The organism is Streptomyces sp. NPDC001532 (genome assembly GCF_040298625.1).
Classification (GTDB): Bacteria; Actinomycetota; Actinomycetes; order Streptomycetales; family Streptomycetaceae; genus Streptomyces.
This window is the reverse complement of record NZ_JBEPAL010000021.1, coordinates 18,085-31,326: the sequence shown is the minus strand read 5'-3', so window position 1 is coordinate 31,326 and position 13,242 is coordinate 18,085. Positions and strand designations below refer to the sequence as shown.

The following is a 13,242-nucleotide window of genomic DNA, read 5'->3' as shown; positions in this document are numbered from 1 at the left end:
TGTCTCCCGCCGCTGCCGCGACCGCCGAGTCCATCGAGTCCTCGATCGCGTCGATCGCGTCGATCGCGTGCGTCGTGTTCATCGAGTGCATCGCGTCCGCCGGGTCCGTCCTCGGGCACGCTCCGGGACGTCAGCGGCTCGCACCCACCCGGTCCATGGGCAGCCACAGCACCGTGCCCGCGGACGGAGCCACCGGCGCGCCCGGCGCGGCCAAGTCCAGCGCCCGATCCCACACCCGCACCTCGTCGATCGCGCCGCTGAAGTGCGCCCGGCCGTCCATGCGCTGCCCGATGTGCACTCCGAACACCGAGGTGCGGCTCAGCGAGCCCGCCACGTCGGCCGTGTCCGCCGCCGTGCCGTCGACGGAGAGTGTGAGCCGGCCGTCGCCGCGCCGCAGCACCAGATGGTGCCAGCGGCCGTCGGCCCGCGCGCCGGCCGCGGTCACGGTGGCCGTGCGGACGGTCGTGGCGCCCTCCCGTACGGTGATCAGGCCCCGCAGCCGGTCCTCGGCGGGCTCGGACCAGAGCTGGATCCGCGGCTGGGAGCGGCCGGCGCCGCCCATCGAGAACAGCGGCTGCTCGCCCGTCGCGGCGGTGTGGCGGAACCACAGGGAGACGGTGAAGTCACCGGTGCCGAGGGCGAGTTCGGGCCGGTGGCCCACGCGTACGGCGTCGTCGGCGCCGTCGAGGGCCAGCGCTCCGCCCCTGACCCCGTCGACGGGCGCGGCACCGCCGAGGACGGAGGCGGGTCCGGCCCGCGGGGCCAGATCGGGGGTGACCGGGTCGGCGTCCCGGGGCGGGGTGAGCCGGTCCTCGGTGAAGCGGGCGAAGCGGATCTCGTCGCGGGCGTCCACGGCTCCGGCCTCGTACAGCAGGCCGGCGGTGTCCGGGGCGAGGGCCGCGAGGTCGGAGTAGCCGGACCAGTCCGTGGTGACGACCGTGCCGCGGTCCACGCTGTCCCAGGTGGCGCCGCCGTCGGAGGAGGAGCGGATCATCATGGTGCGGCGGCGGTCGGGATCGGCCGGGGCGGACAGCAGGGTGCGGGAGCCGAGGGTGAGCAGGGCGCCCTGGACCTGCGGGGTGGCCAGCTCCGGCAGGGCCTCGAAGGGCGCGTCGTAGGTGTCTCCGCCGTCGCTGCTGACGGCCTGGGTCCGGTGGCCGAGGTCGGTGCCCTCCTGTTCGCGGCCGCCGACCAGGACGGCGCCGTCGGCGCGTTCCGTCATCGTCAGTTCGGAGGGCCGCTGGCGGAAGGTGCCGTCGGCGGCGACGGGCCAGGTGTCGGTCGCGCCGATCCGCCAGTGGTCGCCGCCGTCGTCGCTGACCATCAGCGCGGCGTGACCGGCCGTGACCCGGTTGCCGTCGAAGGTCTCGGCGTTGACGCCGAACACCAGCCGCCCGGCGTGGGCACCGCGGGTGAGCTGGATGCCGTGCCCCGGGCCGGTGGCGTACCAGGAGTTCCAGTCCGGCGGCAGGATCCGCGGGCCGAGCGGGCGCGGCGCGGACCAGGTACGGCCGTCGTCGTCGCTGTGCTGGAGGTGCGGGGTGCGGTCGCAGGGCACCTGGCAGTTGGCGTCGTCGGAGCGGCCCGTGTTGTGCGTCTGGGCCAGCAGGATCCGGCCCGTCGTCAGGTCCACGACCGGCGCCGGGTTGCCGTGCGTGTCGCCGCCGCCCTCGGTGACGACCTGGAGCGGCCCCCAGGTGCGGCCGCCGTCGGTGGAGCGCTTGAGGACGATGTCGATGTCGGCCGCGTCACCGCAGTTCAGCACCCGCCCCTCGGCGAACGCCAGCAGCGTGCCCGAGGCGGTCCGCGCCAGCGCCGGGATACGGAAGCAGGCGTAACCGGGGTCCCGCGAGGGCTCGAAGAGCACTTGCTGCTCGAACAGCGGTGTGTGCGGCCGCTGTTGGGCGTGCGCGGAGGCGGGGTGCGGGAACAGCGCGGTCGCCGTCAGGACGGCGACCGCGGTGAGGGTGGCTCTCGGACGGGTGCGAAGACCTGGCAGCGGCATGGTGCGATCGGCCCTTCATGGGGCTGTCCGGACATTCGCCGTCCAACGTACGAGGGGCCGTGAAACAGCCGGGACCACCGACACCCGCAACCGCCGTCCGGTCACCGGGTCGGAGGTACGCCAGGACCTGATGGTGTGTCAGGAAGGGTGTACGGGCCGAGGCGGGGCCCCTGCGGCGCAGGGGGCGCTCCCCGCCGGTCGGGGCCCCGCCGCCGTGTCGCGGGGAGCCGGTCAGCCCTGGGCGGCCGCGGCCCGCAGGGCGAGCCGGTGCTCACCCGCGTACACGTTCATGGAGCTGCCCCGCAGGAAGCCCACCAGCGTCAGACCCGTCTCGGCGGCCAGGTCGACGGCCAGCGAGGACGGCGCGGAGACCGCCGCGAGCACCGGGATGCCCGCCATCACCGCCTTCTGCGCCAGCTCGAACGAGGCCCGGCCCGAGACCAGCAGGATCGTCCTGGACAGCGGCAGCTCGCCGTTCTGCAGGGCGCGGCCGACCAGCTTGTCCACCGCGTTGTGCCGGCCCACGTCCTCCCGTATGTCCACCAGCTCCCCCTCCTCGGTGAACAGGGCCGCCGCGTGCAGCCCGCCGGTCCGGTCGAAGACTCGCTGGGCCGCCCGCAGCCGGTCGGGGAGGCTCGCCAGCAGCTCCGGGTCGATCCGCAGCGCCGGGGTGTCGGCGATCGGCCAGCGGGCCGTGGTGCGGACCGCGTCGAGGCTCGCCTTGCCGCACAGGCCGCAGGAGGAGGTCGTGTAGACGTTCCGCTCCAGCGTGATGTCGGGGATGATCACGCCGGGCGAGGTCTTCACGTCGACCACGTTGTAGGTGTTCGAGCCGTCGGCGGTCGCGCCCGCGCAGTACACGATGTTCCGCAGATCGTCCGCGGTCGCCAGCACGCCCTCGCTCACCAGGAACCCCGCGGCGAGCGCGAAGTCGTCGCCCGGCGTCCGCATGGTGATGGCGAGCGGTCTGCCGTCGAGGCGGATCTCCAGCGGCTCCTCGGCGACGAGCGTGTCAGGGCGGGACGAGGCCACCCCGTCGCGGATGCGGATCACCTTGCGTCGTTCCGTGACTCGTCCCATTGTCCCTGTCCCGTGTCCCGATCAGTCCCGGCTCTGGACGTGCTGGTAGCCGAAACGGCCCTTGATGCAGAGATTGCCGTGGGTCACCGGGTTGTCGTGCGGCGAGGTGACCTTCACGATCTCATTGTCCTGCACGTGGAGGGTGAGGTTGCAGCCCACACCGCAGTAGGCGCACACCGTCGTCGCTCGGTCTGTACCGATTCGTTCCAGGTGCCCGCCGCCCGCATGTCGAACTCCGACTTGAACGACAGCGCCCCGGTCGGGCACACCTCGATGCAATTGCCGCAATACACGCAGGCCGAGTCGGTCAGCGGCGCGTCGTGCTCCACCGCGATCCGGGCGTCGAAGCCGCGGCCGGAAACAGAGATTGCGAACGTGTTCTGCCACTGGTCGCCACAGGCGTCCACGCACGTGGGAACGCTCCGTTCGGTCGAGGGAGTACCGGCGGAGGTGAGGCCTGTCGGGGAGGCCCGTGGGAGGGCGAGTGGGGAGGCGAGTCGGGAAGACTGAAGTGTGTCGACGAAATATTGTCTACAGTATGGAGATTTGGTCAGCAAGGGTCCGCGCAGCCACCGGCCAGGTCGCGGTGATCGGTCGGACGTGATCGGTCGGACGTCCGACGTCTGAGGAAGCCGACAAGCCGGGCGCCGGTTTCCTGTGACTTCACCTGCCGTCGTACCCGTGAGTACCTGATCAGACTGGTGAACCCCGCTACCCGAGGCACGAGGGGGACCACCTTCCATGAACGGCTCGCGCATCACCGCCGTCGGCCACTACCAGCCCGCCAAGGTCCTGACCAACGAGGACCTGGCGGCTCTGGTCGACACCAGCGACGAGTGGATCAGCTCCCGGGTCGGCATCCGGACCCGGCACATCGCCGGCCCCGACGAGCCCGTCGACGAGCTGGCCGCGCACGCCGCCGCCAAGGCCCTCGCGGCAGCGGGACTCGCCCCCGGCGACATCGACCTGGTGCTCGTCGCCACCTCGACGGCCATAGACCGCTCGCCGAACATGGCCGCCCGGGTCGCCGCCCGGATCGGCATCCCGGGGCCCGCCGCGATGGACGTCAACGTGGTGTGCGCCGGCTTCACCCACGCCCTGGCGACCGCCGACCACACCCTGCGCGCCGGTGCGGCGACCCGGGCCCTGGTGATCGGCGCGGACAAGATGTCCGACGTGACCGACTGGACCGACCGCACCACCTGCGTGCTCGTCGGCGACGGGGCCGGGGCCGCCGTCGTGGAGTCCTGCGCCCCGGGCGAGGAGCCCGGCATCGGTCCGGTGCTGTGGGGATCGGTGCCCGAGATGGGGCACGCCGTCCGCATCGAGGGCACGCCCGCGCGGTTCGCGCAGGAGGGGCAGAGCGTCTACCGCTGGGCGACGACCCAGCTGCCGCCGCTGGCCCGCGCGGCGTGCGAGCGCGCCGGACTGGCCCCCGAGGACCTGGCCGCGGTCGTGCTGCACCAGGCCAACCTGCGCATCATCGAACCCCTCGCCCAGCGGCTGGGCGCCGTCAACGCGGTGATCGCGCGCGATGTCACCGATTCGGGGAACACCTCGGCCGCCAGCATCCCCCTCGCCTTCTCCAAGCTGGTCGAACGCGGTGCCGTGACCACCGGGGATCCGGTGCTGCTGTTCGGCTTCGGCGGCAACCTGTCGTACGCGGGGCAGGTCGTCCGGTGCCCGTGAGGGCGGGCAGTGTGACGGCGTGATGGTGTGACGGCAGGACCGTGCGATGGCGTGACGGTGTGACGGGCCGACAGGGGTGGGGCCAACTCGCCGTTCCCCTGACGTTTGTGCACCGTAGACTGTAGACGAAAGACAATTGATACCGTCTTTCCACTGGCTTTCCGGTGTCTTTACGGCCGCTGCTCCCGGTGTCGTCACGGCCGCCGTGCAGGGCCCTGCCGAGGAGGGGGACCTACCGATGTTGTCGACAGGACTGCCGCAGGGAGCTGTGCCCAAGCTGGAGCGGCCCGGCCCGCTGCGCGACCGGGTCTACGAGGCGCTGCTGGAACTCATCACCACCCGCGCCCTCCAGCCCGGCCAGCACCTGGTGGAGAGCGAACTCGCCGGACACCTCGGCGTCTCCCGCCAGCCGGTGCGCGAGGCGCTGCAACGGCTGAACACCGAGGGCTGGGTCGATCTGCGCCCGGCCCAGGGCGCGTTCGTGCACGAGCCCACCGAGGAGGAGGCCGACCAGCTGCTGACCGTGCGGACGCTGCTGGAGGCCGAGGCGGCCCGGCTCGCCGCCGCGAACGCCACCCGCGAGGGCGTCGACGCCCTGGACGAGATCCTGGGCCAGGGCATGCAGGCCGTCGCCCGCGACGACATGGACGCCGCCGTGGCCCTCAACGCCCGCTTCCACGCCAAGATCATGGAGCTGGCCGGCAACGCGGTCCTCGCCGAACTCGCCGCGCAGGTCGACCGCCGGGTGCGCTGGTACCACACCCCGGTCGCCCGGCAGCGGGGCGGCCAGTCCTGGATCGAGCACCGGGAGCTGATCGGCGCGATCGCGGCCGGCGACGAGCAGGACGCCACCCGGCTGATGCGGGAGCACACGGAGCACACCCGGCGGTCGTACCACGCCCGCCCCGGCCGGCAGCCCTGACCTCGCTCGACAAAAAGGTGATCAGAACGCGTCCGCGTGCGCCCGCGCCCACTCCTCGAAGGTGCGCGGCGCCCGGCCCGTGACCTCCCGCACCGTCGGATGCACCACCGACTCGTCCAGGGAACCGTCGACGAAGAAGTCGAAGAACGCGTCGACGTACGGCTTCGGCATCCGCGCCTCCAAGGCGACGCGGGCCTCCTCGTGGTCCAGTCCGATCGTGCGCAGCTCGCGGCCCAGCACCTCGCCGAGGATGCGCACCCGGTCGGCGGGCAGCAGCGCCTCGGGGCCGGTCAGCTCCAGGGCGCGACCGCCGTACTCCCGCGAGAGCAGGGCGTGCAGGGCACACCGCGCGATGTCGTAGGGGTCGACGTCGGCGGTGCGGACGTCCGGGAACGGCACCCGTACCTCGTCGCCCGCGGCGATCTGGCCGGCCAGCCGCAGCGCGTTCGACATGAAGCTCCGCGCCCGCAGGAAGGTCCACTCCAGCCCCGAGGCGCGGACCGACTCCTCGGCGGCGATCAGATGGCCGGCGACCGCGTTGCCCGTGTTGCCGGTGCCCGCCGACCCGCCGGACAGCATGACCACCCGCTCCACGCCGGCGGCCCGCGCGTCGGCCAGGATCTGCCGCTGACCGGCGTATCCGGGCATCAGGAACACCGCCCGTACGCCGTCCAGCGCGCCGCGGACCGTCTCCGGCCGGTCCAGATCGCCCGCCACGGCCGACACACCCGCCGGCAGCCCGTCGGCCCGGCCTGACCGGTTCATCGCCCGCACCGGCTCGCCGGCCTCCGCCAGCGCCCGGACCAGCGGCGCGCCGACGTTCCCCGTGGCACCCGTCACCAAGATCACGAACGTGTCCTCTCGCGGCGCCCGGGCCGCCGTCGGCCCGGGATCGTGCCCTCATCCTCGGCGTGACGCCCCTCGGAACCAACGACCCACCCGCCTTTGTCCTGTGAGTGGAAAAAGGCGGCGGTAATTCCTGCGCGACTTCTTCCCACCTCCGGCAGCCACTGCTACGTTCCCCTCGAAAGCCCGACAGCGATGGCCGGAACGAGGCGGGGAGGGGCACGTGAGACGCATGACCGCACGACCCGCCAACGCCCACCAGGCCAGACTGCTGAAGCTGCTGCGCGACGGCGGGCCCAACTCCCGGGCGCAGCTGGGCGATCAGGTCGACCTGTCACGGTCCAAGCTGGCCGTGGAGGTGGACCGGCTGCTGGAGACGGGCCTGGTCGTGGCCGACGGACTCGCCGCCTCGCGCGGCGGCCGCCGCTCCCACAACATCCGGCTCGCCCCCGGTCTGCGCTTCCTCGGCGTCGACATCGGCGCCACCTCCATCGACGTGGCCGTCACCAACGCCGAACTGGAGATCCTGGGCCACATCACCCAGCCCATGGAGGTACGCGAGGGGCCGGTCGCCGTCTTCGAGCAAGTCCTCGCCATGGCGGCGAAGTTGAGGGCCTCCGGTCTCGCCGAGGGCTTCGACGGCGCCGGTATCGGCGTCCCCGGCCCCGTGCGCTTCCCGGAGGGCATCCCGGTGGCGCCCCCGATCATGCCGGGCTGGGACGGCTTCCCGGTACGGGAGGCGCTGAGCCAGGAACTCGGCTGCCCGGTCATGGTCGACAACGATGTGAACCTGATGGCGATGGGGGAGCAGCACGCGGGCGTCGCCCGTTCCGTGGGCGACTTCCTCTGCGTCAAGATCGGCACCGGTATCGGCTGCGGCATCGTCGTCGGCGGTGCCGTCCACCGCGGTACGACGGGCAGCGCCGGCGACATCGGCCACATCCAGGCCGTGTTCGACGGCCGGCCGTGCGCCTGCGGCAACCGGGGCTGCCTGGAGGCCCACTTCAGCGGTGCCGCGCTGGCCCGTGACGCGCTGGAGGCCGCCCAGCTCGGGCAGTCCGCCGAACTCGCCGCCCGCCTGGAGGCGAACGGCTCGCTCAGCGCCGTCGACGTCGCCGCCGCGGCCGCCGCGGGAGACGCCCTCAGCCTCGATCTGATCCGCGAGGGCGGCACCCGCACCGGCCAGGTCATCGCCGGACTGGTCAGCTTCTTCAACCCCGGCCTCGTGGTGATCGGGGGTGGGGTGACCGGCCTCGGCCACACCCTGCTCGCCGCGATCCGCACCCAGGTCTACCGCCAGTCGCTGCCGCTCGCGACCGGCAACCTCCCCATCGTGCTGGGCGAGTTGGGCCCCACCGCCGGAGTCATCGGCGCGGCCCGCCTCATCAGCGACCACCTGTTCTCACCCGCGTAGTACCTGCTCTGCACCGCGCAGTACCTGCTCTCACTCGCGCAGCACCGCCGTACCGAGCCGCACGACACGTCACACCGCACCCGAGTAGCACGACACCTCGCGCACACCCCGAGCCGTCGGCACCGCCCTCCCGTACAGCGCCTCCGCACAGCCCGCCACGCCCACAACCCCGACACCACGGCCCACGACGCCGCGTCCGGTCGCGATCCGCCATGCCCGGATGCGCCACGCCCGACTTCGCCACGCCGAACCCGTCACGCCCGACTTCGCCACGCCCGAATCCGTCACGCCACGCCACGCCGCGATCCGTCCTGCCCGAGAACGCCTGCCCCGACCCGCCGCACGCGGAGGGGACCGCCCTGACACCGGCCCGCACGCCCGCCGAGGGGAACCCACATGGCACCAGAACCACCGCTGCTCAGCATGTCCGGCATCACCAAGTCGTTCCCCGGAGTCCGTGCCCTGGACGGCGTCGACCTCGACGTCCAGGCCGGTGAGGTGCACTGCCTGCTCGGCCAGAACGGGGCCGGGAAGTCCACCCTCATCAAGGTCCTGGCGGGCGCCCACCAGCCCGACGGCGGGACCATCCGCTGGCGCGGCGAGCCGGTCACGCTGCGCTCCCCGATCGCCGCCATGCGCCTCGGCATCGCCACCATCTACCAGGAACTCGACCTGGTGGAGCACCTGTCGGTGGCCGAGAACGTCCACCTGGGCCATGAACCGACGACCGCCGGCTTCGTCGTACGGCGCGGCGCCGCCCGCGACTCGACCGCCCGGCTGCTCAAGCGCCTCGGCCACCCCGAGATCGACCCGGCCCGCCTGGTGGGAGAGCTGTCGGCGGCGCAGCAGCAGATCGTGTCCATGGCGCGGGCGCTCTCCCACGAGGTGCGGCTGATCGTGATGGACGAGCCGTCCGCCGCGCTCGACCCGGACGAGGTCGACAACCTGTTCCGGATCGTCGGCGATCTGACGGCCGACGGCGTGGCCGTGGTCTACATCTCGCACCGGCTGGAGGAGATCCGCCGGATCGGCGACCGGGTGACCGTGCTGAAGGACGGACGGGCGGTGGCGGGCGGACTGCCCGCGAAGACGACGCCGACCCGGGACGTCGTGGCGATGATGACCGGCCGGAACGTGGAGTACGTCTTCCCCGAGCGGCAGGCCGGACCGGTGCCCGGCACGCCGGTGCTGGAGGTGCGGGGGCTGGCGCGGGCCGGTGAGTTCGAGCCGCTCGACCTGACCGTGCACGCCGGGGAGATCGTGGGGCTGGCCGGGCTGGTCGGGTCGGGGAGATCCGAGATCCTGGAGACCGTCTACGGCGCACGGAAGCCGACAGCCGGTCAGGTGCTGGTCGAAGGACGGCCGTTGCGGGCCGGCAGTGTCCGCGCGGCCGTCCGCGCCGGCCTCGGCCTCGCTCCCGAGGAGCGCAAGGCGCAGGCCCTGCTCCTGCTGGAGTCCGTCACCCGCAACGTCTCGGTCTCCTCGATGTCCCGGTTCTCCCGGGCCGGCTGGATCGACCGGACCGCCGAGCTGACCGCCGCGCGGGCCGCCACCCGCGAGCTGTCGCTGCGGCCCGACAACCCGGCCGTACCCGTCCGCACCCTGTCCGGCGGCAACCAGCAGAAGGCCGTCCTGGCGCGCTGGCTGCTGCGCGGCTGCAAGGTGCTGCTGCTCGACGAACCCACCCGCGGGGTCGACGTCGGTGCCCGCGCCGAACTGTACGCGGTCGTGCGCCGGCTGGCGGACGAAGGCCTCGCCGTGCTCCTCGTCTCCAGCGAGGTCCCCGAGGTGCTGGGCCTCGCCGACCGTGTGCTGGTGCTGCGCGAGGGCCGGGTCGTCCACACCGCGCCCGCCGCCGATCTCGACGAACACCGCGTACTCGACCTCGTGATGGAAGGAAGCCCGGCGACATGACGCAGCCCGTCTCCCCGCCGCGGGGCGCCACCGACAAGGCGCCGCCGGCCCCGCTCCCCGCCTGGCGCACCGTGGCGTTCCGCGCCGACCTGCGCACGCTCTCCCTGCTGGGCGTGCTCGCCGTGCTCGTCGTCATCGGCGGCGTCACCAAGCCCGACGAGTTCCTCGACACCCGCAACCTGCAACTCGTCCTCACCCAGGCGTCGGTGATCGGCGTCGTCACCGTCGGCATGACCTTCGTGATCATCTCCGGGGGCATCGATCTGTCGGTCGGCGCGATCGTCGCCCTCGCCTCCGTGTGGGCGACCACGGTCGCCACCCAGGACTTCGGCTTCGGCGGCATCCTGCTGACCTCGGTCCTGGTCGGCCTCGGCTGCGGCCTGGTGAACGGACTGCTGGTCGCCTACGGCGCGATCGTCCCGTTCATCGCCACGCTCGCCATGCTGGCCTCCGCGCGCGGACTGGCGCTCCAGATCACCGACGGCAGGACCCAGATCGTCACCGTCGACGGGATCCTGGACCTCGGCGAACGCGACGCGTACATCCTCGGCGTCCCGCCGCTGGTGCTGGTCTTCGCGGTCGTGACGATCGCCGGCTGGCTGCTGCTGAACCGCACCACCTTCGGCCGCCGCACGGTCGCCGTCGGCGGCAACGCGGAGGCCGCCCGCCTCGCCGGCATCGACGTCCGCCGCCAGCGGCTCTACCTCTACCTGCTGTCCGGACTGTGCTGCGGCATCGCCGCCTTCCTGCTGATCATCCTGTCCGGCTCCGGCCAGAACACCAACGGCAACCTCTACGAACTCGACGCCATCGCCGCCGCGATCATCGGCGGAACCCTGCTCACCGGGGGTCGCGGCACCATCACCGGGTCCGTGCTCGGCGTCCTGATCTTCACCACGATCACCAACATCTTCGCCCTGAACAACCTGCAGAGCGACGTCCAGCAGATCGCCAAGGGCGCGATCATCGTCGCCGCCGTGCTGGTCCAGCGCCGTACCGCAAGCACGACCTGAGGAAAGGGTTCACCACCATGTCGCACCTCCCCAGTCGCAGAGGACTGCTCTTCGGGACCGCCGCGGTCTCCGCCGGTGCCTTCCTCGCAGGTTGCACGAGCAACGAGTCCGACGACGACAACGACAAGCAGGCCGCGAGCAACCAGCCCGCCGCCGACGACCAGCCCGGCAAGCAGGTCACCATCGGCTTCGCCGGCCCGCAGGCCGACCACGGCTGGCTCAACGCGATCAACGAGAACGCCAAGAGCCGCGCCGAGAAGTACCAGGACGTCACCCTGGAGATCACCGAGGGGTCCAACGACACCGCCCAGCAGATCGGCCAGATCGAGACCCTGATCAACAAGAAGGTCGACGTCCTGGTGATCCTGCCCGCCGACGGCAAGGCCCTCACCCAGGTCGGACTCAAGGCGATGCGGGCCGGCATCCCGGTGATCAACCTCGACCGCGTCTTCAACACCCCGCAGGCGTACCGCTGCTGGATCGGCGGCGACAACTACGGCATGGGCCTCAACGCCGGCCACTACATCGGCGAGAAGCTCAAGGACAAGCCGGACGCCCGCGTCATCGAACTCGCCGGGCTCGACAACCTGGAGCTGACCAAGCAGCGCACCCAGGGCTTCGACGACGCCCTGAAGAACTACCCCAACATCAAGAAGGTGGCCCGCCAGGCCGCCGAGTTCACCGTCGAGTCCGGCCAGGCCAAGATGGCCCAGCTGCTCCAGGCGCAGTCGAAGTTCGACGCCCTGTGGAACCACGACGACGACCAGGGCGTGGGCGCCCTGCGCGCCATCGAGCAGGCCGGACGCGACGACTTCCTGATGGTCGGCGGCGCCGGCGCGCTCTCCGCCTTCCAGGCCATCGAGCAGGACGACGGCGTCCTGAAGGCGACCGTCCTCTACCCGCCCACCATGGCCGCGTCGGCGATCGACCTCGCCCGCGCGCTCGGCCAGGGCAAGGGCGTCGGAGGACTCGCCGAGTTCGAGATCCCGGCCTCCCTCACGCTCTACTCCGCCGTCGTCGACAAGACCAACGTCGACCAGTACATGCCCACCGGCTTCGAGTGAGGCGTCCTGCCGCACCCCCACCGCGCACGGCCCGGGCCGCCCCCGCGGCGGCCCACCAGACGAGGAGGACATCTGCATGGAAGAGCCGGAGCAGTCCGCACCGCCGGAAGCCGGCAAGCCCCCGCTGCGCATCGGCATGGTCGGCTACGCCTTCATGGGCGCCGCCCACTCCCAGGGCTGGCGCACCGCGGGCCGTGTCTTCGACCTGCCCCGGCGCCCGGTGCTGGCCGCGATCTGCGGACGGGACGCGAACGCGGTGCGCGCGGCGGCCGACCGGCACGGCTGGGCGTCCGCCGAGACCGACTGGCGGGCACTGATCGCCCGGGACGACGTCGACCTCGTCGACATCTGCACCCCCGGCGACAGCCACGCCGAGATCGCGCTCGCCGCGCTCGCGGCCGGCAAGCACGTCCTGTGCGAGAAGCCCCTCGCGAACTCGGTCGAGGAGGCCGAGGCGATGACGCGGGCCGCTCTCGAGGCCGAGCGGTGGGGCCTGCTGGCGATGGTCGGCTTCAACTACCGCCGGCTGCCCGCCACCGCGCTGGCCCGGCGGATGGTCGCCGAGGGCCGCCTCGGCACCCTGCGGCACGTGCGGGTGTCGTACCTCCAGGACTGGCTGGTCGACCCGGCGTTTCCGCTCACCTGGCGGCTGCGCAGGGAACAGGCCGGCTCCGGCTCGCTCGGCGACCTGGGCGCGCACATCGTCGATCTGGCCCAGTACCTGGCGGGGGAGCCGCTGGCCGGGGTCTCCGCGCTCACCGAGACGTTCGTACGGCAGCGGCCGCTGCCCGGCGGTCCCACCTCGGGCCTGGCCGCCGTCGCGTCCGGCGGCACCGGGACCGTCACCGTCGACGACGCCGCCGTGTTCACCGGCCGCTTCGCCTCCGGCGCGCTCGCCTCCTTCGAGGCCACCCGGTACGCCACCGGCCGCAAGAACGCGCTGCGCCTGGAACTCAACGGCGAGCACGGCTCGCTCGCCTTCGACCTGGAGCGGCTGAACGAGCTGTGGTTCCACGACGGCACCGAGCCCGGCGCGCACGCCGGCTTCCGCCGCATCCTGGTCACCGAGCCCGACCACCCCTACGTGGACGCCTGGTGGCCGCCGGGCCACGGCCTCGGCTACGAGCATTCCTTCGTCCACCAGGCCCGCGACCTCGTCCACGCCGTCGCCGAGGGCCGCCGCCCCGACCCCTCCTTCGCCGACGGACTCCAGGTCCAGCGGGTCCTCGCCGCGGTGGAGGAGAGCGCCGAGAAGAACTCCGTCTACACCCCGATCGCCGCCTGAGGAGGAGACA

10 protein-coding genes and 1 pseudogene are annotated in these 13,242 nt (G+C 72.5%); 7 read left to right on the top strand and 4 right to left on the bottom strand.

What is annotated here, in order from left to right:
* Positions 1-130 precede the first annotated feature (130 nt).
* From ABT232_RS20200 to ABT232_RS20190, 3 genes and pseudogenes are all read right to left on the bottom strand, one after another.
* Positions 131-2,005 carry an exo-alpha-sialidase gene (locus ABT232_RS20200; protein ID WP_351841733.1) on the bottom strand — a complete coding sequence of 625 codons (1,875 nt, stop codon included), beginning with the start codon at positions 2,003-2,005 and terminating at the stop codon, positions 131-133.
* Positions 2,006-2,236: 231 nt separating this feature from the next.
* Entirely contained in the window at positions 2,237-3,085 is an 849-nt protein-coding gene (fdhD, locus tag ABT232_RS20195; protein ID WP_351841731.1) for a formate dehydrogenase accessory sulfurtransferase FdhD, read from the bottom strand.
* A gap of 21 nt (positions 3,086-3,106) precedes the next feature.
* Positions 3,107-3,495: pseudogene (locus ABT232_RS20190) on the bottom strand (4Fe-4S dicluster domain-containing protein); the annotation flags it as partial.
* A gap of 331 nt (positions 3,496-3,826) precedes the next feature.
* Between ABT232_RS20190 and ABT232_RS20185 the strand changes: the two are divergent.
* Entirely contained in the window at positions 3,827-4,774 is a 948-nt protein-coding gene (locus tag ABT232_RS20185) for a beta-ketoacyl-ACP synthase III (protein ID WP_351841729.1), read from the top strand.
* A gap of 238 nt (positions 4,775-5,012) precedes the next feature.
* Positions 5,013-5,696, top strand: a complete 684-nt coding sequence (locus ABT232_RS20180) for a GntR family transcriptional regulator (RefSeq protein ID WP_351841727.1) — start codon at positions 5,013-5,015, stop codon at positions 5,694-5,696.
* 21 nt (positions 5,697-5,717) lie between these two features.
* On the opposite strand, the gene ABT232_RS20175 is transcribed toward ABT232_RS20180, so the two are convergent.
* Positions 5,718-6,545, bottom strand: a complete 828-nt coding sequence (locus ABT232_RS20175) for an NAD(P)H-binding protein (RefSeq protein ID WP_351841725.1) — start codon at positions 6,543-6,545, stop codon at positions 5,718-5,720.
* Between the two features lie 229 nt (positions 6,546-6,774).
* Between ABT232_RS20175 and ABT232_RS20170 the strand changes: the two genes are divergently transcribed.
* The 5 genes from ABT232_RS20170 to ABT232_RS20150 all read left to right on the top strand — a co-directional run bounded on the left by ABT232_RS20170 (position 6,775) and on the right by ABT232_RS20150 (position 13,232).
* Complete coding sequence (locus ABT232_RS20170; protein WP_351841723.1) at positions 6,775-7,956, top strand: ROK family transcriptional regulator; 1,182 nt, start codon at positions 6,775-6,777, stop codon at positions 7,954-7,956.
* 396 nt (positions 7,957-8,352) lie between these two features.
* The gene (locus ABT232_RS20165) at positions 8,353-9,870 is read left to right on the top strand and encodes a sugar ABC transporter ATP-binding protein (RefSeq protein ID WP_351841721.1); all 1,518 of its coding nucleotides are present in this window, start codon (positions 8,353-8,355) and stop codon (positions 9,868-9,870) included.
* Positions 9,867-10,883: an ABC transporter permease gene (locus tag ABT232_RS20160; protein WP_351841719.1), complete on the top strand. Its 1,017-nt coding sequence runs from the start codon at positions 9,867-9,869 to the stop codon at positions 10,881-10,883. Before ABT232_RS20165 ends, ABT232_RS20160 begins: the two co-directional genes overlap by 4 nt.
* A gap of 17 nt (positions 10,884-10,900) precedes the next feature.
* Positions 10,901-11,947, top strand: a complete 1,047-nt coding sequence (locus ABT232_RS20155) for a substrate-binding domain-containing protein (RefSeq protein ID WP_351841717.1) — start codon at positions 10,901-10,903, stop codon at positions 11,945-11,947.
* Positions 11,948-12,023: 76 nt separating this feature from the next.
* Positions 12,024-13,232, top strand: coding sequence for a Gfo/Idh/MocA family protein (locus ABT232_RS20150; RefSeq protein ID WP_351841715.1), 1,209 nt, complete (start codon positions 12,024-12,026; stop codon positions 13,230-13,232).
* Positions 13,233-13,242 lie beyond the last annotated feature (10 nt).

Excerpts from the sequence above, each read along its gene's own strand:
- ABT232_RS20200 (WP_351841733.1), bottom strand. The coding sequence starts at position 2,005 with ATGCCGCTGCCAGGTCTTCGCACCCGTCCGAGAGCCACCCTCACCGCG.
- fdhD (WP_351841731.1), bottom strand. The coding sequence starts at position 3,085 with ATGGGACGAGTCACGGAACGACGCAAGGTGATCCGCATCCGCGACGGG.
- ABT232_RS20185 (WP_351841729.1), top strand. The coding sequence starts at position 3,827 with ATGAACGGCTCGCGCATCACCGCCGTCGGCCACTACCAGCCCGCCAAG.
- ABT232_RS20180 (WP_351841727.1), top strand. The coding sequence starts at position 5,013 with ATGTTGTCGACAGGACTGCCGCAGGGAGCTGTGCCCAAGCTGGAGCGG.
- ABT232_RS20170 (WP_351841723.1), top strand. The coding sequence starts at position 6,775 with ATGACCGCACGACCCGCCAACGCCCACCAGGCCAGACTGCTGAAGCTG.
- ABT232_RS20165 (WP_351841721.1), top strand. The coding sequence starts at position 8,353 with ATGGCACCAGAACCACCGCTGCTCAGCATGTCCGGCATCACCAAGTCG.
- ABT232_RS20160 (WP_351841719.1), top strand. The coding sequence starts at position 9,867 with ATGACGCAGCCCGTCTCCCCGCCGCGGGGCGCCACCGACAAGGCGCCG.
- ABT232_RS20155 (WP_351841717.1), top strand. The coding sequence starts at position 10,901 with ATGTCGCACCTCCCCAGTCGCAGAGGACTGCTCTTCGGGACCGCCGCG.
- ABT232_RS20150 (WP_351841715.1), top strand. The coding sequence starts at position 12,024 with ATGGAAGAGCCGGAGCAGTCCGCACCGCCGGAAGCCGGCAAGCCCCCG.